The sequence below is a fragment of the [Flexibacter] sp. ATCC 35103 genome, from assembly GCF_001975985.1.
Classification (GTDB): domain Bacteria; phylum Bacteroidota; class Bacteroidia; order Flavobacteriales; family Flavobacteriaceae; genus Flavobacterium.
On the sequence record NZ_MTQF01000001.1, the window covers coordinates 485542 to 512477 of the forward strand.

16 protein-coding genes are annotated in these 26936 nt (G+C 34.5%); 1 reads left to right on the top strand and 15 read right to left on the bottom strand.

The window, feature by feature from the left end; all coding sequences use genetic code 11:
- Window positions 1–203: 203 nt before the first annotated feature.
- The 8 genes from BXU01_RS02035 to rpsF all read right to left on the bottom strand — a co-directional run bounded on the left by BXU01_RS02035 (window position 204) and on the right by rpsF (window position 19816).
- The gene (locus tag BXU01_RS02035) at window positions 204–2138 is read right to left on the bottom strand and encodes an OmpA family protein (protein ID WP_083691473.1); all 1935 of its coding nucleotides are present in this window, start codon (window positions 2136–2138) and stop codon (window positions 204–206) included.
- Between the two features lie 12 nt (window positions 2139–2150).
- Window positions 2151–3083 (bottom strand): type IX secretion system membrane protein PorP/SprF, encoded by a 933-nt coding sequence (locus BXU01_RS02040; RefSeq protein ID WP_056251295.1) that lies wholly within the window; start codon window positions 3081–3083, stop codon window positions 2151–2153.
- A 46-nt stretch (window positions 3084–3129) separates the two neighbouring features.
- Window positions 3130–13548 (bottom strand): gliding motility-associated C-terminal domain-containing protein, encoded by a 10419-nt coding sequence (locus tag BXU01_RS02045; protein ID WP_083691474.1) that lies wholly within the window; start codon window positions 13546–13548, stop codon window positions 3130–3132.
- A gap of 1258 nt (window positions 13549–14806) precedes the next feature.
- Complete coding sequence (locus BXU01_RS02050) at window positions 14807–15280, bottom strand: DUF6495 family protein (RefSeq protein WP_055097956.1); 474 nt, start codon at window positions 15278–15280, stop codon at window positions 14807–14809.
- Window positions 15281–15393: 113 nt separating this feature from the next.
- Window positions 15394–18564, bottom strand: coding sequence for a TonB-dependent receptor (locus tag BXU01_RS02055; protein ID WP_083691475.1), 3171 nt, complete (start codon window positions 18562–18564; stop codon window positions 15394–15396).
- 100 nt (window positions 18565–18664) lie between these two features.
- Window positions 18665–19105 (bottom strand): 50S ribosomal protein L9, encoded by a 441-nt coding sequence (rplI, locus tag BXU01_RS02060; RefSeq protein ID WP_055097958.1) that lies wholly within the window; start codon window positions 19103–19105, stop codon window positions 18665–18667.
- 67 nt (window positions 19106–19172) lie between these two features.
- Window positions 19173–19469: a 30S ribosomal protein S18 gene (gene rpsR, locus BXU01_RS02065; protein ID WP_002987043.1), complete on the bottom strand. Its 297-nt coding sequence runs from the start codon at window positions 19467–19469 to the stop codon at window positions 19173–19175.
- 5 nt (window positions 19470–19474) lie between these two features.
- Window positions 19475–19816 (bottom strand): 30S ribosomal protein S6, encoded by a 342-nt coding sequence (rpsF, locus tag BXU01_RS02070; protein ID WP_007810575.1) that lies wholly within the window; start codon window positions 19814–19816, stop codon window positions 19475–19477.
- Between the two features lie 177 nt (window positions 19817–19993).
- On the opposite strand from rpsF, the gene BXU01_RS02075 reads away from it, so the two are divergent.
- Entirely contained in the window at window positions 19994–20692 is a 699-nt protein-coding gene (locus BXU01_RS02075; protein ID WP_055097960.1) for a LytTR family DNA-binding domain-containing protein, read from the top strand.
- Here the strand turns inward: BXU01_RS02075 and priA are convergent, their stop codons facing one another.
- The 7 genes from priA to nadC form a co-directional block, all read right to left on the bottom strand.
- Window positions 20693–23143 carry a primosomal protein N' gene (priA, locus tag BXU01_RS02080; RefSeq protein ID WP_083691476.1) on the bottom strand — a complete coding sequence of 817 codons (2451 nt, stop codon included), beginning with the start codon at window positions 23141–23143 and terminating at the stop codon, window positions 20693–20695.
- A gap of 33 nt (window positions 23144–23176) precedes the next feature.
- Window positions 23177–23515, bottom strand: coding sequence for a DUF86 domain-containing protein (locus BXU01_RS02085; RefSeq protein WP_083691477.1), 339 nt, complete (start codon window positions 23513–23515; stop codon window positions 23177–23179).
- Window positions 23508–23807, bottom strand: a complete 300-nt coding sequence (locus tag BXU01_RS02090) for a nucleotidyltransferase family protein (RefSeq protein WP_083691478.1) — start codon at window positions 23805–23807, stop codon at window positions 23508–23510. The genes BXU01_RS02085 and BXU01_RS02090 overlap by 8 nt, the downstream gene beginning before the upstream one ends.
- Window positions 23808–23842: 35 nt before the next feature.
- The gene (gene bla-B1-FLAV / locus BXU01_RS02095) at window positions 23843–24595 is read right to left on the bottom strand and encodes a subclass B1 metallo-beta-lactamase (protein WP_083691479.1); all 753 of its coding nucleotides are present in this window, start codon (window positions 24593–24595) and stop codon (window positions 23843–23845) included.
- 16 nt (window positions 24596–24611) lie between these two features.
- The gene (locus BXU01_RS02100) at window positions 24612–25043 is read right to left on the bottom strand and encodes a DUF2147 domain-containing protein (protein WP_083691480.1); all 432 of its coding nucleotides are present in this window, start codon (window positions 25041–25043) and stop codon (window positions 24612–24614) included.
- 1 nt (window position 25044) lies between these two features.
- Window positions 25045–25968 carry a YihY/virulence factor BrkB family protein gene (locus BXU01_RS02105; RefSeq protein ID WP_083691481.1) on the bottom strand — a complete coding sequence of 308 codons (924 nt, stop codon included), beginning with the start codon at window positions 25966–25968 and terminating at the stop codon, window positions 25045–25047.
- A gap of 76 nt (window positions 25969–26044) precedes the next feature.
- Complete coding sequence (nadC, locus tag BXU01_RS02110; RefSeq protein WP_083691482.1) at window positions 26045–26902, bottom strand: carboxylating nicotinate-nucleotide diphosphorylase; 858 nt, start codon at window positions 26900–26902, stop codon at window positions 26045–26047.
- Window positions 26903–26936: the final 34 nt, after the last annotated feature.

Genomic DNA, 26936 nt, shown 5'->3' on the forward strand with positions numbered 1-26936 from the left:
TCTCAAAATTAGGATTATTTTTGTTGAAAAACAGTAAAAAATAAAACTTTTACAAAATCAAAAATCAAGCTGCAAAACGATGCAACTTGATTTTCTTCTTGCCCATTATTCTTAAAAAGAATTAAACAAAACCAACTTCCAAATGGTTTCTTCGTTTTATATTTTTACACTGATTATCAACAACCTAGCATGCAAATATAAAACTATTTCTGAATAATGATAAAGTCTGATCTTCTGTTTAACAAATGTTCTTCTTCGGTACATTTTACTCCATTCTTACATTTATTAATTAAGCGTGTTTCGCCATATCCTATTGCACTTTCTATTCTTGAGGTATCAATACCCTGAGAAACAATATAGTCTCTTGTTGATTTTGCCCTGTTATCAGATAGTTTCAGGTTATAAGCATCTTTTCCGCGAGAATCTGTATGCGATTCTATTTTGATTCGAATATTAGGAAATTTTCTCATTATGAAAACTACTTTCGATAATTCTTCGATAGCCAGAGGTGTAATATCGTATTTGTCGTAATCAAAATAAATTGGATTAACATCTACTTTTTCAACACCTTTCTTTTTGACTACTAAATCATCGTAATTACTCAATTCAAAATTAACATCGATAATTTCTCCTTCGTTTTCCTTGGTCGTTTCTACTGTTTTTTCGTCATCGCTATAATTTGTTTTTTTAGCAACTAGTCGAACTGTTTTATTACAAGGAACTGTAACGGCATATTTACCTTCGAAATTTGTTTTTGTTTCTGCCAAAATCTCGTTATACGAATTATAGGCAACAACAGTAACATCTGTTATAGGCAATTTAGATTTTCTGTCTAATGCTTTACCTGAAATATTCTGATTACAAACCGGTTCTCCTTTTATAAATGAATAAATATCATCATCGCCTTTACCTCCTGCTCTATTCGACGATAGATAACCATAGGTGCCGGTTTTATCAATTATAAAAGTAAAATCATCTTTATTACTATTTACGGGTGTTCCAAGATTTCTTGGTGTACTAAAGCTTCCGTCTGAAAGAAATTTGCTTTCGTACACATCTAAATCTCCTAAGCCGTAATGTCCATCTGAAGAAAAATAAAGTATTCCGTTACGAAAAAATGGAAAAAGATCGTTACCAAGAGTATTAATTTTTGGTCCCAGATTTTGTGGTGAACTCATTGTTCCATCATCTGCAATTTTTACTACATATAGATCTGTTTCGCCATATCCGCCAGGCATATCTGATGCGAAGAAAAGCCATTGACCGTCATCACTTAAACAAGGATGCCCAACAGAATAATCATCATTATCAAAAAAAACCTTTTGTGGATTTTCTACTTTTCCATCAACCATTGTTCCTTTAAGGATTTGAAAATTGTTAATCTTATCCCGGTCAATAACTAATTTATTTTTCTTGATAATATTCGACGAGTAATAAATGGTTTTTCCACTGGCATCAAAACTAGCTGTTGCTTCGTGGTATTTGGTCATTACATTAGGCATGAACAAATTTTCGTTAAACAAACTTCCATCAGCCGGATTTCTTTCTGCAACATATAAATTAAGGAAGGGCTGATTGTTCCAATTATATAATTTCTCTCCAAAATTTGTTGTGTCTCTTGCTGATGTAAATACAATTCTGTCTTGATAAAAGGTGGCTCCAAAATCTGATTTGCCGGTATTGATATCTAAATTTTTAATTTGATAGAGAGATTTTGCTTTGGCAATACTATCGAGTTGCTTTTTTTGGGCAACATATCGATTAATCTCTTTTTGATCTCCTTTTTTATTTAGATACTCTTTTGTGATTTTATCGGCATCGTCATAATCCATAACTGCTTTCATTGTCTGAATGTATCGCAGGTAATAAATATCTGTTAGATTATTTCCTTGTATTTCATATAATCTTTTGTACCATTTTAATGCATTTCTGGCATCTGAAATAAAATAATAAGAGTCAGCAGCATTTTTTATCGTTTGGGCCGATGGATTCTCTATGTTTTGCAAACATTCTTCGTAGGCTTTTGAAGCATCTAAGTAAGAGTAGTTTTTAAACAAGGCATCGGCCTTTTTTAAATTAGTCTGAGCAAAACCAAATGTAAAACTCAATACTAAACTCAGGATATATAATTTTTTCATAGGTTTTTATATTTAGAAGAATCTAGGAGATTTGATTTTACTTTCTTTTTTATTGAATTGATAGCGTAAAATGATTTCATGAGTTCCATCATTGTACTTGTTCAAATCGCTAACGGTGTAATCAAAGGCATATCCGATATAGAAACTTTTGGATATTTGAAAACCTGCCAATATACTCACAGAATCATCTGTTCGATAAGATCCTCCAATTACAAATTTCTCTGCAATCATAAAGTTCGCCGATATATCAGCCGTAAGTGGTGCTCCACTCACTGCTTTTACTAAAAATGCCGGCTTAAACTTTAAATTAGGATTCAGATCAAAAACATAACCTCCCATTAAATAATAATGCAAACGATCGTAATCTATAGATTCCTGAACGTCGTCATAATAATCATTTTGAAGAAAGCTTGGAATAGAGAATCCTAAATACCATTTATCGGTATAATAGTAAATCCCGGCTCCTACAGCTAATTTCATTTGATTGTCAATGTTTTGATTTAATAAAACATCATTATTATTATAATATCTTCCTTTAGACCAATCTACATTCAACATTCTCATTCCTGCTTTAAGACCAAATGCTAATCTTTTTTCATATCCTAACGGAATTGAATAAGAGAAGTTTCCGTCGAGATATAATTCGTTCGATGGACCAATTTTGTCGTTTACGACGCTTAATCCCAAACCTATCATCTCATTTCGCAGCGGTGAATGTATAGAAAACGATTGTGTTTCTGGTGCCCCATCTATTCCAACCCATTGAGAACGGTGTAAAAGTGTTGCTTCTAATGTTCCGGTAGATCCAGCATAAGCTGGATTTACGGACATTGTGTTGTACATATATTGTGTGTACTCCGGATCTTGTTGTGCACTGGCACAAAATGTAATAAAAGAACATATTAAAATGAAATACGTTTCTAATGATTTTATATATAGTTTCATAACGATACTTATTAAGTTTAATTAATTAGATGATTAATACAGCTGATTATCTCATTATGGATAACCATCCTTTTTTAGCCGATCCATCTCCAATGGTTATCACATAAAAATAAGTACCAGTTGGCAACATATCTCCTCTATTAACCACTCCTGATACATTGGCGGTTCCGTCCCAATCATTTTCATAATGTTGTTTACTATATACTAATGAACCGTATCTGTTATAAACTTTCAACTCATTATTAGGATATGACTCGATACAATCAATTCTGAAAAGATCATTAGCTCCATCATTATTTGGAGTGAACTCATTGTAAACTGTCAAACAAATTGGTTCAACAGAAGCTGAAGCCGAATTATTTGATGCATCAACATCTAAAGGAGTCGAAATTTCGACAGTTGCAACGTTAAGATAATTACCACTTGGCAATACTTCTGCAACTATTGTAAGCACTACGCTTTGTCCGGCATTTAAAGTTGGAATTGTCCAAAGTTGTGTACCTAAATCGTATGTTCCTACGGTTGTAGATGCACTTACTAAATCATATCCGCTTGGTAGTAACTCGCTAACAATTGTATTTATAAAGTTACCCTGACCTACATTATTTACTGTTACCGTAAATGTTATTTGCTCACCAAAATTAGGTGTAGGGTTACTAACGGTGTTTGTAATCGTAAGGTCTGAACAAGTTGCTACAGTAACATTTAAAGTTTTAGTGGTAGTCTCGTTACAAGTATTTGTATACTTAACCTCAACTTTACCCGGTCCAATATCAGACCATGAAACTGTTACAGATCCGTCAGCATTTCCTCCACCGGAAGTAATTGTTCCGTTAGTGATTGACCAAACATAATCAGATTTTCCGTTGGCAATTGAATAAGTGATTCCCTGGAAAACACATGGTGTATCATCCGTAGCTGTGATTGGTACTAAAGCATCATTTTCAAAAGCAATCGTTACTCCTAATCTTGTAGCACTATCACAACCATTTGTTGTATTATTAAGTGCCGCCGCATAATATGTTGCAGCAGTAAGTGGTGTATTTGCTGCTAATGGTGTTCCGCCAGTCGCAGAAGTATACCATACTACATTTGCCTCATTTACAATAATACTTGCAATTGTTGGAACTGCTGATAAACAAAATGTTTGTGTTGTTTTTGGCGTAGTAACAATACCCGGTGTATTTACATTTACTGTAACTGCTAATCTTGCAGGATTTTCACAACCTGAAGCACTCGCAATAACTCCATAATAAATACCACTTGCTAAAGCTGTTGTTGCCGGAATTGCTGTTCCACCTGTTGGAGTACTATACCAGATTACATTTGCTTCGTTAACCTGAATATTAGAAACCTTTGGCGCATTTACAGAACAGAAATTCTGAGTTGTCGAATTCGTTGTTGGTGTTGCCATTGGATTCACAATCGTAATCATAACTGATAAACGACTTGCACTTTTACATCCAGTTAAAGGATCTGTAATTTCTCCATAATAAGTACCCGAAGCCAAAGCTGTCGTTAACGGAATTGCTGTTCCGCCAGTAGCGGTAGCAAACCAACTTACATTACTTTCGTTCACCTGAATACTTGCAAATGTTGGAGCACTGGTTGAACAGAAGTTCTGAGCTGTATTATTAGTTGTAGGCGTATTTGTATTTCCAACTACAACGGTTACTGATAATCTTGCTGCACTTTCGCAAGTTGTAGCAGCATCTTTTAAAGCAGCAAAATAAGTTCCGCTTGTCAAGGCTGTAGTCGACGGAATCGCTGTTCCGCCTGTTAAAGCCGTATACCAAACGATATTTGCCTGATTAAACTGAACGCTTGCAAAGGTTGGTGCATCTGACAGACAGAAATTTTGTGTTCCGGCTGTTACCAATGTTGGTGTTCCAGGATCTGAAACATTTATAGTTACTGATAATCTAGTAATACTTTCACAATTTGTAACAGCATCTTTTAGTGCAGCAAAATAAGTTCCGCTTGTCAAAGGTGTAGTTGACGGAATCGCTGTTCCTCCTGTTAAAGCTGTATACCAAACAATGTTTGCCTGATTGAACTGAACACTTGCAAATGTTGGTGCATTTACCAAACAGAAGTTTTGTGTTCCTGCTGTTACCAAAGTTGGTGTTCCAGGATCAGTAACATTAATGGTTACTGATAATCTTGTAACACTCTCACAACTTGTAACAGGATCGACTAATGCTGCAAAATAAGTTCCGCTTGTAAGTGGTGTTGTAGACGCAATCGCTGTTCCGCCTGTTAACGCGGTATACCAAACGATATTTGTCTCATTAAACTGAACACTTGCAAAGGTTGGCGCATTTACCAGACAGAAGTTTTGTGTTCCTGCAGTAACCAATGTTGGTGTTCCAGGATCTGAAACATTAATAGTCACTGATAATCTAACGGCACTTTCACAAGTTGTTGTCGCATCAAGTAATGCTGCGAAATAAGTTCCGCTTGTAAGTGGTGTTGTAGACGGAATTGCTGTTCCGCCTGTTAAAGCTGTATACCAAACGATATTTGTCTCGTTAAACTGAACACTTGCAAATGTTGGTGCATTTACCAGACAGAAGTTTTGTGTTCCTGCAGTTACCAAAGTTGGTGTTCCAGGATCTGAAACATTAATGGTCACGGATAATCTAACTGAACTTTCGCAACCTGTAACAGCATCTTTTAAAGCAGCAAAATAAGTTCCGCTTGTAAGTGGTGCAGTTGACGGAATCGCTGTTCCGCCTGTTAAAGCCGTATACCAAACGATGTTTACTTCATTAAACTGAACACTTGCAAAAGTTGGCGCATTTACCAGACAGAAATTTTGTGTTCCTGCAGTAACCAATGTTGGCGTAGCCGGATCTGTAACGCTAATCGTTACTGATAATCTAACCGCGCTTTCGCAAGTTGTGGTAGCATCTAATAATGCTGCGAAATAAGTTCCGCTTGTAAGTGGTGTAGTTGACGCAATCGCTGTTCCGCCTGTTAGAGCAGTATACCAAACAATATTTGTTTCGTTAAATTGAACACTTGCAAAGGTTGGTGCATTTACCAGACAGAAGTTTTGCGTTCCTGCAGTTACCAATGTTGGCGTTCCAGGATCTGAAACATTAATAGTCACTGATAATCTAACCGCACTTTCACAAGTTGTTGTAGCATCAAGTAATGCTGCGAAATAAGTTCCGCTTGTAAGTGGTGTAGTTGACGGAATTGCTGTTCCGCCTGTTAGAGCCGTATACCAAACGATGTTTGTTTCGTTAAACTGAACACTTGCAAATGTTGGTACATTTACCAGACAGAAATTTTGCGTTCCTGCCGTTACCAAAGTTGGTGTTCCAGGATCTGAAACATTAATGGTCACTGATAATCTAATCGAACTTTCACAATTTGTAGTTGGATCTAGTAACGCTGCAAAATAAGTTCCGCTTGTAAGTGGTGTAGTTGACGGAATCGCTGTTCCACCTGTTAAAGCAGTATACCAAACGATGTTTGTTTCGTTAAACTGAACACTTGCAAAGGTTGGCGCATTTACCAGACAGAAGTTTTGTGTTCCTGCTGTTACCAATGTTGGTGTTCCAGGATCTGTAACGCTAATCGTTACTGATAATCTAACCGCGCTTTCACAAGTTGTGGTAGCATCTAATAATGCTGCAAAATAAGTTCCGCTTGTAAGTGGTGTAGTTGATGGAATCGCTGTTCCGCCTGTTAAAGCGGTATACCAAACAATATTTGTTTCGTTAAACTGAACACTTGCAAAGGTTGGCGCATTTACCAGACAGAAGTTTTGTGTGCCCGCAGTTACCAATGTTGGCGTTCCAGGATCTGAAACATTAATGCTTACTGATAATCTAACCGCGCTTTCACAAGTTGTTGTAGCATCTAATAATGCTGCAAAATAAGTTCCGCTTGTAAGTGGTGTAGTTGACGGAATTGCTGTTCCGCCTGTTAGAGCCGTATACCAAACGATATTAGTTTCGTTAAACTGAACACTTGCAAAGGTTGGTACATTTACCAGACAGAAGTTTTGCGTTCCTGCCGTTACCAATGTTGGTGTTCCAGGATCTGTAACGCTAATCGTTACTGATAATCTTACCGCACTTTCACAAGTCGTTGTTGCATCTTTTAAGGCTGCAAAATAAGTTCCGCTTGTAAGTGGTGTAGTTGACGGAATCGCTGTTCCGGCTGTTAGAGCTGTATACCAAACGATATTTGTTTCGTTAAACTGAACACTTGCAAAAGTTGGCGCATTTACCAAACAGAAGTTTTGTGTTCCTGCCGTTACCAATGTTGGCGTTCCAGGATCTGTAACGCTTATGGTTACTGATAATCTAACGGAACTTTCACAAGCCATTGTAGCATCTTTTAATGCTGCAAAATAAGTTCCGCTTGTAAGTGGTGTTGTTGACGGAATAGCTGTTCCACCAGTTAAAGCAGTGTACCAAACGATATTTGCTTCATTAAACTGAATACTTGCAAACGTTGGCGCATCTGCCAAACAGAAATTTTGCGTTCCCGCAGTTACCAATGTTGGTGTAGCCGGATCGTTAATCATTACAGTTGCAACTTTAAGCTCTCCGTTTTTATTCTGACATGTATTATCACTAGTAACAGCAACATAATAAGAGATAGGACTCATAGCAGTTGTTAAACCTGAAGCTGTCAAAACTCCTGTACTACTTACTGCATAAGTTACTCCATTAATTACTCCATTAAAAATAGGCTGTGTTTTATTAGCATCTAAATACCAAAAGAAAACCGGATTTATTAAACCACTTGTTGGTGTTAATACTGCATCTGTATCATGACAAATTGAAGCATTATCTACATTAATATCTGTTACTAAAGAACTTGGTAAAATAGTAAATGTTACTTGTTTTCTATTTGCCGGTGCAGTTTCACAATATTCATCTGAACTAAGTCCAACATAATAAGTATATGTTCCCGGAGCTAATCCAGTTAATATTAATTTAGGAGTAGTTTCACCAACTATTTCCTGACTTGCTGTACCATCAAAGCTATACCAGTGATATACAGGATTCGTAAGTACAGGTGTACCGTTTAAGACTGCATCAAGTGTTACTGTCCCATTTTCGGCACATATAATAGTACTGTTTCCTCCGTTTATAGTTACACTTGCTATTGTCGCTGCAGGCGTAGTTGCTCTAACGATTACGGTTACTTCACCTCTTTCTAATGCAGGGCAACCATAGCGAATTGGCTGAATATAATATTTATATGTTCCGGCAGCTAATGTTTCCGGAAGTGTATAAATCTGACCATTGGCTAAAACATTTCCTCCTGTTGGGGAATCATACCAGACATAATTCGCACAAGACTTAGGCGGAACCTGGAGCGTAATATCTGCCCCCGGACAAACCGTTATATTATTATCAAGATCTCCACCAATAACTTTTGTATTGGTTACACGATCAATAGTATGAACTCTAAGTTGATCTAATACACTTGCCACACCTCCAAAAGTAATCACCGCTTTGTCATATGGCTGAGTTTGTGGTGCAACGATTGTCATTGCCATTGTATCGCCTGAAAGCAATTTTAAAGTCAATAAACTACTTGTATTTTGTATTGGAGCGCCAACCGGAATATTTCCTGAGTAAAGCTGAATAGTAAATCCGGTAAGTAAATTAAGATTTAAAAGTGTTCCCGGTTTAGAAATTGTAATTCTTAAACTATCTCCCACCATAGATGGTGTTCTAAAAGTTGTTGTAAGTTCAGCAGCAGCAAGTACTCCTGCTCCACTAAACATTGTAGCATAGGTAGCAACATCTCCATCAGCAATATTCCATGGGTTAGAAACCCCTACCGTTGCTGTTAATGCTCCAACTCCCAAATCTTTTACGCCAGAGAAAACATCTTCAATATCACCTTGACCACAAGCAATTTGAGCTACTTGTTTTTTATAGTAAGCATCATAAACATTAATATTTTGTGCTACACTTAAAACAGATCCTAACTGTACACGAATACCATCATAATCCTGAAGACCAGCAGTATTAGAAGGAACAAATGTATATTCGAATGAGTTTTGTCCTGGCAATAAGTTCAATAATGATCCTGATACAGATTGTAATGTTCCAATATCAATTGGGTTATTAGATCCGTCACGTTTAGTACCTATTACCGAAATATTTTGTCCTACTGCAAGTAAGCTATTTTCTAAACCTATTTTTACAGTTACCGCAGTTCCTTTAGGAATAGTTGTTGGCCATTGCAGATTTTGCCATGTTGTACCAATGCCTAAAAGCCCTAAACCGGTAGTTATTGTTGAATGTGTACTTGGATCACCATCTACAGCCAAAGGTCCGTTTGTTACTGATCCTGTAATAACAGATCCTGATAATTGAGAATTAGCATAAACTCTTTCTAATAATGCATCACAAGCAGCTGCATCAATAACACTAATAGTTACTGTTTGACTGGTCGTACAAGTACCATTACTAGCCACCACAGTATAGGTATAAATACCAACAGTATTTAGAATTCCGGTGTTATTTGATGGTAATGCATTCCCTTGTGGGTCATACCATGTTATTGTTCCGTTTGAAGTTGCTGCTAAAGCTACTGAAGTTCCTGTATTAACAGCAATTGAACTCGTTACTCCTGTTAATGTTGGTAATGGATTAACAGTTACTGCAACCGGTACTCTTACTGAAGGACAATCAACACCAACAGTTTGAGCCTGGATAAAATAAGTACCGCTTATAAGAATATTTCCTGCCGCTTGCTCTGTAATTGGATTATTTGTTGAATCAAAGAAAGTATAAGTTGTATTTCCTGATGCATCAAAATTTGAAATAGCGTCTTTTAGATTTACTTTACCACAAGCTGAATATGGACTTGTAACTGTTAAAGCTGAACCTGCAGGATAATTTACTACAACTTCTTTTAAAGTTCCGTTTAAATTTTCGCAAGTTCCTCCGTTAAGTACAGATACATAATACGTATAAGGAGCGTTAGCTGCAATAAGTCCGCTAATTGTTAAAGCTCCGGTTGTAGCATTTTTAGAATATGTTACTCCTGCTACTGTACCTGTCGTAATTTCTTGTGTTTTATTTTGATCTAAGTAATATTTAAATGTTGCTCCCGCTAAAGCAGATGTTGGAGTCAATACAACACCTCCCGCACATGAAGCAGTTACAGGGCTTGTAATTGCAATATCTGCAGCTGTAGGAATAGGCAACACAGTAATTGTTACTGGCTGGCGAACACTATTAATACATCCACCACGAGTGGCTTCTAAATAATAAGTAGTTGTAACATTTAAAGGAGTAGAATTAACCGCTGCTAAATTCCCTCCTGTTGGAGCATCATACCAGGCAAAAGTTTCTGTTCCTGTAGAAGATGCTGTCAAAGTAGGAGTTCCACCCGCGCAAATTGGTGTGGCTGCACCTGTTATTGTTGCATTTGGAAATCTATAAGAAACCTCATAAATATTCAAGGTCGTTAACAAGCCTACCAATGCACCAAATCTAATTTCGACTTTATTAAATGCTGCAGATGTAGGAAAGCTAACTTTAAATTTATTTCCTGATAATACCTGCAAATTCAATAAATTATTATTGATTAAAAGTCTGTCGTTATTAAATGTTACTCCGTTATAAGTCGCTATACTAACAGAACTTAACAATGCTACATCAGCAATTCCTCCAGGTAATTCTAATTCAATATCAATGATATCTCCTGCCTGCCCTGGTGTACCAAAAGTTAATTGTTGTTGTATATAAGCATTCAATACTCCTGCAGGAATAGTCAGACTTGCAAATGTATTTATGTTTCCATCATAAGAATTTGTTTGATTACTTGAGGTACATAAAGCACATAAAGAAACCGGTAGAGTTGTATCTATAGTTACTGCTTGTGAATTTGGCTGCAAACAGCTGCTTACAGTATTAACTATCATAACATTTATAGCTGCTCTTGAAGCACTTATACAGTCTGTAGCTAAATTTCTGGCCTGAACATAAAATGTTGTATTCGCCGTTAAAGCCGGACTTGGAGTATAAGTACTTGAATTTGCCAATAAAAGATTCCCTCCTGTTGGAGCATCATACCAATCATAAGAAACTCCTGCACTAGTTGTAACAGATAAGGTTACAGTTTGACCAGACTGAATAATTACATTTGAAGATACCGGAACCGGAACTGATGCAGCCGGATTAACAGTAACTGTTACTGCTGTACGAGTAGGACTTAAACAACTACCAATTACAGCTTCAACATAATAAGTAGTTGTTGCAGTTAAATTAGGTGTTGTATAAGAAGTGCCTGTAAACAATAAATTTCCGCCAGTAGTCGCATCATACCAATTATAAGTAGTGCCTGCAACCGGTGTATCAATTGTTATTGTTGTTGTTTGCCCACTACATAAAGTTGATGGACTTGCAATAACAGGTGTTGGTGCAACAGGATTATTTACTGTAATAACAACTGGAGTTCTTTCACTATTTACACAACCATTTCGGGTAACCTCTACATAATAGGTTTTATTAGCTGTTAAAGCCGGAGTTGTAATAGCTGCAGTGCTAAATAATAAATTCCCTCCTGTTAAAGCATCATACCATTTGATAGTTTCACCCAAAGCAGCACTAGAAACTAAAGTAGCTGTTTGTCCGCTGCAAATTGTTGTATTTCCTGAAATTGTTGGCGCTTTATATCTGTAAGTTGCCTGATAGATATCTAAACTGGTTAATACTGTAACCACAGCACCAAACCTGATTTCTACACGATCAAAATTTGCTCCCGCAACAATACTGGCTCTAAATCTGTTTCCGGATATTAATTGTAACGAAACTAACGGATTATTAATAAAAACCCTGTCTCCGTTATAAGTTGCACCATTATAAGTTGCTAAACTAACACCACCCAATAATGCAACATCTGCCAACCCTCCTGGTAATGCCAATTCAACATCTACAATATCACCAGTTTTACCAGGATTATTAAATTGTAATGTTTGTTGAATCCATCCATTTACCAAACCTATTGGCAAAGTTAGTCGTGCTGAAGTAGCACTATTTCCATCAACTGAATTATTTGGAGTTGTAGAAGAACAAAGCAAACAAAGTCCGTTTTGAGTAGTCTGCTGGCTATTTGCTTCCAAACAACCTCCTAGCGGGTTAGCCAAAACAGTTACCGTAACCGGAACTCTCGTTGCGCTGACACATCCTCCTGTACTATTGCGTGACTCTACATAATAGGTTTTGGTTGCAGTTAATATTGGCGTTGTAAATGTATTTGAATCCCCTAATAATTTAGTTCCTCCAGTAGGTACATCATACCAATCAAGGACAACACCTGTCTCACTTGTCGAAGCGCTTAAAGTAGCATTTTGACCGGATAATATCGAAACACTTTGCGTTAGTATTGTAGCTGGTCCGGGAACAGGAGTTGAAGTTACTGTAACCTGTGTACGTGCTGATTTACAAGTACCGATTGAAGCTTCTACATAAAAATTAGTTACTCCTATAGGTACAGTTGCTGTATAAGTATTACCTGTAGTTAAAAGTGTTCCTGCCGTAGGAGCATTATACCAGGAATAAGTAGTTCCTAAAACCGGATTTACAACTGATAAGGTCGTTGCCTGCGTTGCTCCCGTAGAACAAATTGCTGTTCCCGTAGCACTTATAACAGGTACTACAGGATCTATTACATTAATAGTCACCGGTAAACGCTCACTGCTTTCACAGCCGCCAATTCTTGAAGTACTTACATAATATGTAGTTGTAGCCGTTAAAGCAGGTGTAGTATAAGTAGCCAGATTTGAAATTGCTGTAGTAGATGTTGGTGAATCATACCAAGCTACTGTTGTACCAGTTGCAGCAGTTGCCGTAAGTGTTATTGATTGTCCGGTACATATAGATTGTGTTTCTCCATTAGTAATGGTTGGTTTTGCAAATTGCAAACGCACATCATATATTCTTAAATTCGACAATAAACTAACAAGCCCGCCTACCTGAATTCTAAGTTGATCAGCATCACCAGTTAATGTGTATCTAATAACACCCATTGTGTTTCCTGACAAAAGCTGAATGTTCAGCAAAGGGCTATTTAATGCAACGGTAGCTCCATTAGTATTTGTTGCTGAATTTCTTGCCTGAATACTCGCATTAGACAACAAACCAACATCTAACAATGGTGAATCTGAACCGTAATAAATAACAATTTGATCGCCAGCTTTTGCCGTTTGATTAAGTGTTACTGTTTCTTGTGCGAAACAAAGTACACCCAGTGAATTTGTGAGTGTTGCATAAGTGCTTAAGCTCGTATCATAAGCAAAAGACGGATTAATAATTTCCGTCGTACCCAGACATACCCCACCAATACCTGAAGTATTTGAAATAGGTCTGCAAAAGGTTTGTGCAAAGTTTTTATTGCACAAAAGCAATAAAAACAATAAACCTAATAATCTCTTCTTTACGATGAGATCATAGAAAGTAAAATTTTTTTTCATAATTTGGAAGATTAGAAAATGGACAATAAAATACCTGTTGCGATAAGCACGTATGCTTAGGCAATTTTAAAAAACGTTAAAAATCAACTAGTTAAAATGAAATTTAAATTCGCAGTGTACTAAGAATGTAAACTCCATCTGAGTAAAAAAATCATGTTGTATTGCGTATACCGAAGTATACTAAAGAGCAGTTTTTATTCTGACAGAATAAAAATTGTCTCAAAAATTTTAGGGAATATTGATCTACATCAATCTTCCAGATGGAGTGATTTGTTAGTGGACTAATTTTCATAAAAGAAAATTTAAGTTGATGTAGAACTGAGGGAATTCTTTAATATATAGTATGAAGTCAATATTTATAAAAAGTTGATTAGGCAATCTATAAACTTTGTTGATTTAGAAGAAACTCTAAAAATTGAATTCATTAATTTTTATAAGAGGCTTTTTTACATTTAAAAAAATTAAACACAAAAACGCCTTTTGTCAACAAAGCCGACAATTGGACTTTGAAAATAAAAAGCTGACGTAAATAGAAAACTGTTGTGAAAAATTTGTGCTGGAACGAAAATCAGATTTTAAAATAAAACTGAAGATTTTCGATACAATAAAAGATAAAGCTAAAATAATATGTATACCTAATACAAACTGGATAAAGAAAGTAAATGTCAATTCCATAAGCAAACTAATTAAGTTATTATTTAAATCTTCAATTTTAAAATATAAAAAAATATAAAAATTGTAATCTGAATCTATTTAAAAATAATACTAAAAGTGATCTCCCTGATTTTTATATGTTTTCAAAAAGCACAAAAACTATTTTGTTTAACTTTTGTATTCTAAAATTAGAAAAAAGTAAAATGCAAAACAAGAATAAAATTCTTATTTTTTTTTAAATCCAAAAAAAGTAAAACGAAAATTATAGCGATACCATCAGAAAAACCGACGTTTTTAACATTAAATCAACTGTTATAATTATCATAAAAAAATGTGAATAAAATTTGTTAAATCTGCAAAAAGTAAGTTTAAGACTACTTTTAGTCTTTCTTAATCGTTTGATTTTTAACTAAAAAAGCCAAAATGAAAAGTAAAACTTACATTTTGAATTCAAAAACAAAATTCTTTGCATATTTCAAAAAAAAGGAGTGGAAATACGGGGTGAAAAAAATATAAAAGTTTAAACAAATGTTAAAAAACTAAAAAAAAGGTAAATAATTTAACATCAATCATTTACCTTTTTAAAAATATATACTGCTAAAATCTATGATTCAATAATAGTATTGATTTGAGTAAATAATTGTCCGTCACTCAAAAACGCACCTTGCTGGATTAATTCAAAAATAGAGGCATTTCTATCCTCTGTAAATACTTTTTTACCTACTTTCATTTCTATGTTTTCAGTAAACATATTATCGCTCAACCATTGCAAACCATCTTTAGTAAGAAAGTCAGTTTCAGGAACCAATGATTTTAAAACGATAGATTGTACTTCAGTCTCAAAACACTGAAACAGGAAAATGTGATTTTTAGAAAAATGTTCTAAAAATTCAGCTCTGGACAAAACACCTTCCCAAATTAAATCTGAAAATACATCCAGTTCCTGTTCTGCCACTTCCGGTTTATTTATTTTAATAGAATCCCATTCTGCTTTATCTATCGCCTGAGTGGCTAAAAAGCTGGCAAATTCTGCATGCAATTCATCAAATTGCTCCTTTGTTAATCTTGCGTATTTCATTCGTGTTTATTTGTCAGATTTTATTCAATAGCATATTAATGCCGTTCCTGGCTATTTATAATAAAAAAGCCCTCTTAAATTAAGAGGGCAAATTTACACTATTTTTTATCTTTCTAGAAAATATATCGTATACCAAATTGCATCTGCCATCTTGACGTTAAACTGGCATCATAGCTAAACGTTTTTGTTTGCGTATTAGTAAAAGTATAAGTAGGCGTATTTCCTGCTACAGTAACCCCAATTGGCTGCACACTTGTAGGTACCTGAACCACACCCCAATCTGAATTAATCAAATTACCAAGATTTAAAATATCAATACTAAACTGGATCGTATTCTTTTTTTCTGAAGCTGATGAAACTTTGAAATTATAATCCTGTAAAAATTTAAAATCACATCTTCCTCTCCATGGAGAAATTGCTCCATAACGCTCAGCGTATTGCCCTCTTCTGGTCTTTAAATATTTATCCTGCTCAATATATTTTTCAAAAGCCTCTGCTTGTCCCGCTCCTGTAAATGTCATTTGTCCAATTTCGGCTGTTGTAGGAATATAAATCAAATCATTCACAGCAGAACCGTCATTATTAATATCTCCACCATACGTGTAGTTAAAACGTCCTCCTTGCGCATATTCAAAGAAAGCAGAAACTGTTGAAGCCCACTTATCATTGCTTCCATATTTCCATTTTTTAGAAGCTACACCAATAAAACGATGATTATCACCATATTTTGAGTTTGAAAGAACATCTTTATTCACATTTCCCAATGCAGGATTAAATGCAAAAGCGTCACCAGTAATTTCAGCCTCGATTGAGTTAACATCCTTAGATACTAAATAGTTATAAGCCACACTTGCATATAAACCATTATCAAAATTTTTCTGAACTTTGATACTAGAATTAAAGGCAAATCCTTTATTAGAATTAGTCATTACATATGCATTGTTCGCTCCTTTATCTGCTGCAGTATAAATTAACCTTGCATCTGCTCCTGCAAGAGTTCCTGTAGGATCTTTTAGCCCCCAGTTTTGTACCTGAACACCATTTATATCTTTATTGTATGAAAAATCGAAAGTTAAAATATAATTACTTTCAAATTTATGATCATATCCTAAACTTGTTCTCCAAACCTGAGGCCATTTGTAATCCGGATCCATAATCTGAAAAAAGCTGTCATCAGCACCACTTACCTGATTTCCTAACCAAACAAACGGAATTCTTCCGGTAAAAATCCCCGATCCACCACGCAATTGCGAAGTGGCATTGCCTTTTACATCCCAATTAAAACCAATTCTTGGAGACCATAAAATCCTGTCACTAGGCAAATTAGTCGAAATTAATTTCACTGCTTGCCCAGTATCCGGATCATAATAGTCAATATTATTATCCCTGCCGGCACCGCCGTTATCAGTATCAATATATTTCTGAATCAAATCAGCAGTATTAAAATACAATGGCTTATCAATTCTTAAACCCAAAGACAATTTAAAATCTTCAGTAACACTAAAATCATCCTGTGCATAAAAAGCCAATTGACCTACATTTAATTCCGCCAGTTTCCAGCCACCATCGCTGCCAACTGCAAATTGACTTTTTGAGTTAAATGTATCCTGAGCATATTGTAAATTTTGCGCTATGATACTTGTTGCATAAGGCTTTGCAGCATCATCTAAAAAGTCCTGTGTCGTAAAATATGGTGTAAAGAAAGTTCCGGCGTAACCATTTGGATTTCCAAAGTTGTCATATCCTCCCAAATTGAATGAATTTGCGAATTTAAATTTTTCAAAAGAAGATCCAAATGTAAATGAATGTTTTCCAACAGTATAAGTTAAGTTATCTGTAATCTGAATCACTTTCTGATCCAGCGTATTATTTATAGAAAATGGTTCATGACCTGCAATAATATAATTTGATCCCGCACCATCCTGAATATTAATTACCGGAGCCGGAGTTGAAAAAGGATCGCGATAATCGTTAAAATGAGTATAACCTGCCTGTAATTTATTAGAAACTGATTCACTGAATTTTGAATTCAATTCCAATAAAAATGAACTTAATTTATTATTAATCTGATATCCTGAGTTTTGAAACTGTAAGATTGAAGCATTTGGCCCTCTAAACCCCAAAGCTGTTGGATGTGCAGGTTTATCTTTTGAAGCATCCAGAAAATTATAAATCACAGCTAACTTATGATTATCATTAATATTCCAATCTACTTTTATAATTCCTTTACTGGAATTAGATTCATGGATAAATCCTTGATATGCCCCAGTATTATATCCTAGATTTGCCAATGCGTTAGAAACTGCAATCAAATCAGATTCTAAAACTCTGGATTCATTAATTCCTGTAACGCCATCATTATTATTGGCTATAAAATTAGATCCTAAGTCACTTCTTTTGTCAATTTCAAAATTTCCAAATATAAACAACTTGTCTTTTATAATGGGCGCTCCCAAACTAAATCCTGCCTGAGTTTGCTCTAAGCTTGGTACAAAGATTTTTTCTCCTTTAATTTTACTTCCTGTTAAATCCTGATTTCTGTAAAAAGCATATGCCGTACCATGAAACTCATTTGTCCCGGATTTCGTAACAGCATTTACAGAAGCACCTGTAAAACCGGATAAAGTTACGTCGTAAGGAGCGGTTGCTACCTGAATTTGCTCTATAGCATCTAACGAAATAGGCTGTGCTCCAGTTTGACCACCAGGAGTTGCAGCATCTAAGCCAAAAGGGTTATTAAAAATGGCTCCGTTTAAAGAGTAATTATTGTATTGATCATTTCTACCTCCAAAAGAACCACCGCTTGCAGTTGGCTCTAATCTGGTAAAATCTTCAGCTGATCGCGAAATAGTGGGCAGTGCTGTTAATTCTCTTCGACCAATTGTCGTTTCTGCTCCTGTTTTTCCACTCTTAAACACTTTATCCTTAGATACTATTTTAACTTCCTCTAATGTCTGGCTTTCATCATTTAGAACAACATCTAAATTAAAAGCCTTACCCAAATCAAGATATACATCATTATATTCCTGATTTTGATATCCTACAAAAGTCACTAAAATTTTGTAAGGACCACCAATTCTCATATTTAAAATATTAAACCTTCCGTCTTCATTAGAAAGAGAAGAATATTTTGAACCCGTAGGAGTATGTATGGCGAGGATAGTTGCACCCGGCAAAAGTTCGTTGCCTGAACTTTTTACAATCCCCTTAATACTCGAAGTAGTTGTTTGCCCTGTAACCACAGTGGCAATAAAAACACATAATAAGGTTACGATTTTTTTCATTTTCCTGGTTTTGAGTGAGTTATTCCTCTCAAAATTAGGCAAAAAAAAATCACTCCTAAGAGTGATTTTTATATTTTATTAACAAGAAGTTAACAAAATGTTATTTTTCAGCGATGATCTCGTATGGTAAATCAACAATAACATCTCTGTGTAAACGGATGCTAGCTGAATATTTTCCTGTACGTTTTACGATACCGCTAGTAATGAATTTTCTGTCGATAGCGTTACCAGATTTCTCTAAAGCTTCAGCAATGTCGATGTTTGTGATAGAACCAAAAAGTTTCTCTCCACCAGCTTTTGCAGTAAGTTTAATCTCAAGAGCTTTTAAAGTTTCAGCTAATGCTTTTGCATCAGCAACAACTTTAGCTTCTTTGTGAGCTCTTTGTTTTAGGTTTTCAGCCAAAACTTTTTTAGCAGAAGGAGTTGCTAAAGCAGCAAAACCTTGAGGGATTAAAAAGTTACGTCCGTAACCCGCTTTTACAGTAACTACATCATCTTTAAATCCTAGATTCTGTACGTCTTGTTTTAAAATAAGTTCCATGTTGTTGTCCTTATATTTGAGAAGTTAGGTTCCATCTTACCGGAAACCAACAACTTTGTTTTTAATATTATTTTAATAAATCGGCCACGTATGGCATTAAAGCTAAGTGACGAGCTCTTTTTACAGCTACAGAAACTTTTCTTTGGTATTTTAATGAAGTTCCAGTTAAACGACGAGGAAGAATTTTTCCTTGCTCATTAACGAATTTCAATAAGAAATCAGCATCTTTATAATCAATATATTTGATTCCTGATTTTTTGAAACGACAATACTTTTTAGTTTTGTTAGTTTCAATGTTTAAAGGCGTTAAATATCTGATATCTCCGTCTTTTTTTCCTTTTGCAGATTGTTCGATTGTAGACATAATAATTACGCTTTAGTAGATTTTAATTTAGCTCTTCTTCTCTCCGCCCATGAAATAGCATGTTTGTCTAAACTTACAGTTAAGAAACGCATAACTCTTTCGTCACGTCTAAATTCAGTTTCAAAAGCAATTAGAACTTCTCCTGCTACTTTGAATTCGAATAAATGGTAAAAACCACTTTTTTTGTTTTGGATTTCGTAAGCCATTTTTTTCAGACCCCAATCCTCTTTTGATACCATTTCAGCTCCTCTACTAGTAAGAAATTCTTCAAATTTCGTTACTGTTTCCTTCACCTGAACCTCAGATAAAACGGGATTTAAAATGAAAACAGTTTCATAATGATTCATAAATACAATATTTATTTGTTAAAATTGGGTGCAAAAGTAACCATAAAATTTATATATACAACACTTTTTTGCTTTTATTCGTTGTAAAGTAAAAAACACAGGGCGATTTTAGTTTTTTTTACAAAAAAATAATACATTTACTACTGCTATCCTGAATTTATTCTAAATTTTAATGTTATGAAACTAAACTGTGTTGTTGTTGATGATAGTTCTATACAAAGGACCATTATTGCAAAATTAGTTAATAATCACCCAGGTTTGCACTTAATCGGGGATTTTTCTAATGCAATAGAAGCAAAAAGCTGTATTTCTCTAAATAATATCGACTTAATATTTCTTGATATAGAAATGCCTGTTATTAATGGATTTGACTTTCTTGACGGCCTGAAATCTAAGCCGCAAATTATATTTATTACTTCTAAAGCTGAGTATGCTTTAAAAGCTTTTGATTATGACGCAACTGATTATCTTCAAAAACCTATTGCAGTAGATCGCTTTAATGCTTCTGTTAAGAGAGCAATAGACATGCATTTACTTAAAAAAGATGTAAAAGAAGAAGAGGGCGAACATATTTTTATTAAAAGTAATCTAAAAAAACTTAAAATTTTCACGGCAAAAATCAAATGGATTGAAGCATTTGGAGATTATGTGAGAGTAGTTACCGAAGATGATAGCAATTTGGTATTGTCAACAATGAAATCTTTTGAAAATGACTTATCAAAAGAAAAGTTCATTCGTGTGCATAAGTCTTATATTATTAATATTGATAAGGTTGAACGCTTCAATAGCAAATTTGCCGAAATCGGTATTACCAAAATTCCATTAAGCCGAAACAAAAAAGAAGATTTAGTCAAAGCATTGTCAACGTCCTCATAATTAATAAAAATCGACATTCGCAATCACTTTTATAGCCCGATACTGAGCCACAGCTTCAAAACTATTCATCATTTTCTGAATAGTTTTTTTTGTACTTCCCAACGGCAAATTCTGCGGAATTTTTATCAAAATTGTTCTGATATATTCGTTTCTTATCCTGCTGATTGCAGGTTCTTCAGGTCCTAATACAGGCATAGACAAGTTTTGACTTAAAACCTGATACAGCCACATTGAACCTTCTTTTAATTTATCAAATTCACGATGCTTTAATGTTAGCTTTATAATCCTGAAATAAGGCGGATATTTATAAATCTGGCGATCATACAATTGCTCTTTATACATACCCATATAATTATGGTGCGTAACTTGCTGAATTGTATTATGATTTGGATTATAGGTCTGAATCACAACTTTTCCTTGTTTTTCAGATCTTCCGGCTCTTCCAGCTACTTGTGTCATCATTTGAAAACTGCGCTCAAAGGCCCTGAAATCCGGATGATGAAGCATATTGTCAGCATTCATAATTCCTACCAGACTAACATTATCAAAATCTAAACCTTTAGCAAGCATTTGTGTCCCGACCAGAATATCGATTTCACGATTTTTAAAAGAGTCAATTATTTTCTCGAAACCAAACTTACCACGAGTAGTATCCTGATCCATTCTACCGGTTTTGGCCTTAGGAAAAAGCGAAACCAATTCCTGTTCTATTTGCTCTGTACCAAATCCTTTTGTTGTTAAATCAATACTCGAACAACTATGGCAATGCGTTGGCTTTGCAATCGAATAACCGCAATAATGGCAACGCAATTGGTTTTTATGTTTATGAAAAGTCAAACTAACATCGCATTGCTGACAATGCGGCACATGCCCACAGGTCAGACATTCTATTATTGGTGAATATCCTCTTCTGTTTTGAAACAAAATCACTTGTTCACCCAAAGACAAAGCTTCAGCAATTTCTTCGATTAAAACATCACTGAAATGTCCCGTCATTCTTTTCCTGAAATGCTTATCGGCTAAATCGACCAGAACAATTTCAGGCATTCTAACATTATTGTAACGTTCTGTAAGCGTAACTAAACCGTATTTATCTGTTTGTGTATTAAAATAGGTTTCAATACTTGGAGTTGCAGATCCCAGCAGAACTTTTGCATTATGAAAATTAGCCAAAACAATAGCCGCATCCCTCGCATGATAACGCGGCGCAGGATCTGTTTGCTTAAAAGTCTGTTCGTGTTCTTCATCAACAATTAGCAATCCTAAATTATTAAAAGGAAGAAACAAAGAGGATCTTGCCCCTATTACAATCTGAGCCTTATCAGCATTTTCAAGTGTTTGTTTCCAAACCTCAACTCTTTCGTTATTGCTGTATTTAGAATGAAAAACCGCTACTTTATCACCAAAATAAAAACGCAAACGTGATACTAATTGGGTCGTAAGAGCAATTTCCGGCAATAAATAGAGAATTTGTTTTCCGGTTGCCAGGTATTCTTCAATTAATTTAATATAAATTTCTGTTTTCCCGCTTGACGTTACACCATGAAGCAAACAAACTTCTTTCTCTATAAAACTATTTTTAATAGATTCAAAAGCACTATTTTGGGCTTCGCTCAATAGTAATTGCTTATCACTTGCCTGACCGGTAAATGAAACACGATCATGCTGCAAAAGATATTCTTCAAAAATTTCCTTATCAATTAAAGCTTTTACAACAGCCGAAGATGAATTTGATACCTCAACCAGTTTTTTTACTGTAATTGGTTTCTTTTCAGAAGCCATAAGCTGAAAATAAGCCAAAACAATTTCTTTTTGTTTATTAGCACTTTTCAAAACTTCTAACAATTGCCCCAAGCCATTCTCTGATTCGTATTGAGCATGTAATTTTACATATCGAACCAATTTAGGCTTATAAATTTCTTTCATTTCCTCCTCTAAAACAATGATATCTTTATCCATCATTTTTTGAAGAATTGGAAAAATATTCTTTTTATTTAGTATCGAAATAATTTCCTGAACTTTCAGCGAACTTTGATGATGCAATGCTTCATAAATCAAGAATTCATCATCAGAAAGTTCAGAATCATTTACTACGATTTCTGCTTTAAGTGAAACTATGGTTTCACTTTCCAGTAATAATCCAGTTGGGAAAGCACCGCGATATACATCACCAATGCCACACATATAATAAGTTGCCACCCAAAGCCAGTGTTTAATCTGGATTTCGGTCGCGATAGGTTTTTCGTCTAATATTTGATGAATTTCTTTAGCATCATAAAGGGTTGGTTTATTTTGATGAATATCAATAACCAACGCCGTATATATTTTACTTTTTCCAAAAGGCACCGCAACCCGCATTCCTTTTTTAATGAAATGAAATTCGGCCTCAGAAATACGATAAGTAAAGGTTTTCGCTAAAGAAAGCGGTAGAACAACTTCGACAAAAAACATGTATGTATTTTAAAAGATTTGAATAATTGAAAATTATTCTGAAAGCATTTTTTCTACTTCAGCTTTAAGAATTGGAAGTTGCTTGATAACAATTCCCCAAATAACTTCATCAGATACTGAGTCATAACCATGAATTATTCTATTTCTTACAGCAACAATTTTTCGCGAATCTGAAATTTGAATTTCATTGTTTTCTTTTAAAATTCTATTCATTGCCTCGCCAATAATTTCTATATTCCGCTCCACAGCACGTTTAGTACGCAAGTCTTTTTGATAATTTTGAAATTGCATGGATTGATTCACAAAATAACTTTCAATTTCATTTATAGAACTCAAAATATCAAACAGCCAGGTTTTAATATTACTATCCATAAATTAATTGTCTTTGTTTTTCGAGATTTTGTTTGAAATAGGGATTTTTAATTGCTTTTTCTTCCAATAAATCAACTGGGCGTTTTAAAACATCCTCTAATGAAAATTTAAGATCAAAATAATTGTCGGCGTAATCCAAAACATCAAAAGATTGAAAATCAACAACCAAGTCAACATCACTTTTATCACTAAAATCATCAGTAAGCACTGAACCAAAAGCATACAAAGCCTTTACCTTGTGACTTATGCAAAGTTTCGATATATCCAGTAAATGATGTTCTAAAAAATTCATTAATCTCTAATTTTATTTCAAATATAAGCAAAAAATTACTTTTTACCTGACATCTTACCGGAAACCAAATTATAATCCTGAACTAATTTCAGCGTATGTTTTAAAGACGTAACATCACTCCAATCTTCGTGACCCGGAATAATATAGATTGGATTTTTAAATTTTGCCTGTACTTTTTTAATCGATTTTTCCCATTCTTTTACATCAGAATCCGCTAAATAGCCCAAATCTTTCGCACTTGCACTTTTAATAAAACAAGCCCCGTAAAGTACTTTTTCTTTATTAAACCAAACAATAATATTATCCTGCGCATGACCTTTACCAGGATAATAAACCTGAAAAGTATGCTGTCCTACAGTAAAAGTAGTATCATTTGGGATGATAAATTCTGCTCTCTTTTTACCTTCTTTTTCAAGAATCTGATCGGTTAATTTTATCGTATAGGTTTTTATTCCTTTTTGTTTATAAAATCCCAAACCTCCAGCTCTGTCATCATGAGAATGTGTTGCAAAACACATCACAACATCTTTATTATGTCTTGCTTTAATTGTATCTAACAAAGGCTGAAACTGCGTTTCATCCCAAGGAGCATCAAACAACACAACTCCTTTATTAGTAACGAGATACAAGGCATTTGCCGAAATCAGCATTCCGTTATAATCATGAAACGTTTTATAAACATAAAAGTCACCTGTAAGATGACTTATTTGTAATGGCGAATTCTTAGTTTGTCCAAAACTATTGGACAAGATTACTAAGAACAAAAGTATCGATGCTAACTTTCGCATTTTATTTTTTATAAAATTAATTCTTCACTCGGGCCCAATATTGCGTTCTTCCCATAATAGAAATTCCAACATAACCACGAAGCTTTAGTTTATCAGCTGAGTCCAGCGTGATATAACATTTGTATTTTTTACCGTTAGTAGGATCTAAAATCGTTCCTCCGCTATATTCATCACCATCTTTTTTAAGTCCGTTGATAATTACCAAACCTAAAATGGGCTTATTTTTATCTGCACCATCACATTTTACACATAAATCTTTTTTATGATCGGCACGAAGTATTTCTACTACTTTACCATATATTTTTCCGGATTTCTCATAAATCTCTACAACTGATTTTGCTTCTCCTGTTTCATCGTCAATTGTTTTCCACTTTCCAATAACACTTTGAGCTTGTATTGTGCTTAATGCAAAGAAAAAAACACCAATAGTTAACATCCAATTTTTCATATTATTTATCTTTTTTTTGTTTTAATTTTCTGATAGAAGCATTCAATTCGAACCCCAAAAGCAGAATCATACAGTTTATCCAAATATAAAACATTAGAATTAATAATGTACCAATTGAACCATAAAGTTCGTTGTATTTTGAGAATTTTATAACCCAAATCCCAAAAAAGAACGAAGATATAACAATTAAGATCGTTGTAAAAACAGATCCAATACTTATAAAAGGTACTTTATTATATTGTTTTGTACCATAACGCAATAATATTGAAGATGTTATCAAAATCATTAAGATCACAAACAAATATCGTCCTAAAATAATCAACGGAATACGATCACTAAGAACATCCTGAATAATTGTTTTTTGAATAAATACCTCAAAAACAACAATAGTAGCAACTGTTACAAACAATATTATAGTCATGACAAGCGATATCGCCAATGCTACCAAATATTGACTAAAAAATCCACGTTTATCAAAAACATGTTTCGAGGATTCAAACCCGCTTAAAATTCCATTAATACCATTTGCCATCAAAAATATAGAAAGCAAAAAACCTGACGAAAGTAATCCTGAGTGACTATTATTTAAGATATCACTAATAATTTTACTAATGGCATCATAGGTATTTGGAGGAACACTTTGCTGCACGAACTGCAGAAAATCTGCCTGAAAATTTTCTATTGGAATAAACGGAATCAAGTTTAAAATAAACAGTGCAAAAGGAAACAAGGCCATAAAAAAACTAAACGAAACCGCACTTGCATGATACGAAAATGCACCTTCGAGAATACCCATTGTATACATTTCAAGCAAATCATATAGGGAAAATCCTTCCAGCCAAGGCAGTTTTATTCTCTTTAAAAGCCGGGCAAGAGTACGTATTACAGGAAGCTTTTCAATCCGATCTTCTATCTCTTGAGACATAATTTTTAGATTTTTGGATTACTGGATTGTTGGATTGTTGAAATTAACAACTAAGAATTAATAACTAACAATTAAATTAAAAGGCTTTTAAACTCAAATCCATGTTGTAAACTGAATGTGTCAAAGCACCTGACGAAATATAATTTACACCACATAAACCATATTCACGAATTGTTTTTTCGTTGATATTTCCGGAAGATTCTGTTTGGCATTTAGTACCAATTAACTCAACTGCGGTTTTGGTATCTTCATAATTAAAGTTATCGATCAAAATTCTGTGCACACCATCACTTAAAAGGATTTCACGAATTTCGTCCAGATTTCTGGCTTCAACTATAATTTTTAAATCTAAATTATTGGCTTTTAGATATTCTTTGGTTTTCTTTATTGCCAAAGTTATTCCGCCTGCAAAATCAATATGATTGTCTTTCAGCATTACCATATCATACAAAGCAAAACGGTGGTTCTCTCCTCCTCCAATTTTTACAGCCCATTTTTCTGCTGCCCTGAAATTTGGAGTTGTTTTACGTGTATCTAATATTTTTGCACCGGTTCCTTCTAATAGCTGTACATACTGATTTGTTTTTGTAGCAATAGCAGACATACGCTGCATGGTATTCAAAACAACTCTCTCTGACTTTAAAATAGACTGAGAACTTCCTGAAACTTCAAAAACAACATCGCCATATTCTACATGCGTTCCGTCTTCTATATAAGTCTTGATTTTTAATTTAGGATCTACAAACTCAAAAATCATTTTTGCAAGCGCAACACCCGCAATAATCCCCTGATCTTTTACCAATAATTTGGCTTGACCATGAGCCGTTTCAGGAATACACGCTAACGAACTATAATCGCCCGTGCCTACATCTTCTCGAATTGCATTGCTGATCAATAGTTGTAATTCGGTTTGAAATTGTACTTCGCTAATCATTTTTATTACATTTTATAAGATGCTAAAGTAGGAT

Excerpts from the sequence above, each read along its gene's own strand:
- BXU01_RS02035 (WP_083691473.1), bottom strand. The coding sequence starts at position 2,138 with ATGAAAAAATTATATATCCTGAGTTTAGTATTGAGTTTTACATTTGGT.
- BXU01_RS02040 (WP_056251295.1), bottom strand. The coding sequence starts at position 3,083 with ATGAAACTATATATAAAATCATTAGAAACGTATTTCATTTTAATATGT.
- BXU01_RS02045 (WP_083691474.1), bottom strand. The coding sequence starts at position 13,548 with ATGAAAAAAAATTTTACTTTCTATGATCTCATCGTAAAGAAGAGATTA.
- BXU01_RS02050 (WP_055097956.1), bottom strand. The coding sequence starts at position 15,280 with ATGAAATACGCAAGATTAACAAAGGAGCAATTTGATGAATTGCATGCA.
- BXU01_RS02055 (WP_083691475.1), bottom strand. The coding sequence starts at position 18,564 with ATGAAAAAAATCGTAACCTTATTATGTGTTTTTATTGCCACTGTGGTT.
- rplI (WP_055097958.1), bottom strand. The coding sequence starts at position 19,105 with ATGGAACTTATTTTAAAACAAGACGTACAGAATCTAGGATTTAAAGAT.
- rpsR (WP_002987043.1), bottom strand. The coding sequence starts at position 19,469 with ATGTCTACAATCGAACAATCTGCAAAAGGAAAAAAAGACGGAGATATC.
- rpsF (WP_007810575.1), bottom strand. The coding sequence starts at position 19,816 with ATGAATCATTATGAAACTGTTTTCATTTTAAATCCCGTTTTATCTGAG.
- BXU01_RS02075 (WP_055097960.1), top strand. The coding sequence starts at position 19,994 with ATGAAACTAAACTGTGTTGTTGTTGATGATAGTTCTATACAAAGGACC.
- priA (WP_083691476.1), bottom strand. The coding sequence starts at position 23,143 with ATGTTTTTTGTCGAAGTTGTTCTACCGCTTTCTTTAGCGAAAACCTTT.
- BXU01_RS02085 (WP_083691477.1), bottom strand. The coding sequence starts at position 23,515 with ATGGATAGTAATATTAAAACCTGGCTGTTTGATATTTTGAGTTCTATA.
- BXU01_RS02090 (WP_083691478.1), bottom strand. The coding sequence starts at position 23,807 with ATGAATTTTTTAGAACATCATTTACTGGATATATCGAAACTTTGCATA.
- bla-B1-FLAV (WP_083691479.1), bottom strand. The coding sequence starts at position 24,595 with ATGCGAAAGTTAGCATCGATACTTTTGTTCTTAGTAATCTTGTCCAAT.
- BXU01_RS02100 (WP_083691480.1), bottom strand. The coding sequence starts at position 25,043 with ATGAAAAATTGGATGTTAACTATTGGTGTTTTTTTCTTTGCATTAAGC.
- BXU01_RS02105 (WP_083691481.1), bottom strand. The coding sequence starts at position 25,968 with ATGTCTCAAGAGATAGAAGATCGGATTGAAAAGCTTCCTGTAATACGT.
- nadC (WP_083691482.1), bottom strand. The coding sequence starts at position 26,902 with ATGATTAGCGAAGTACAATTTCAAACCGAATTACAACTATTGATCAGC.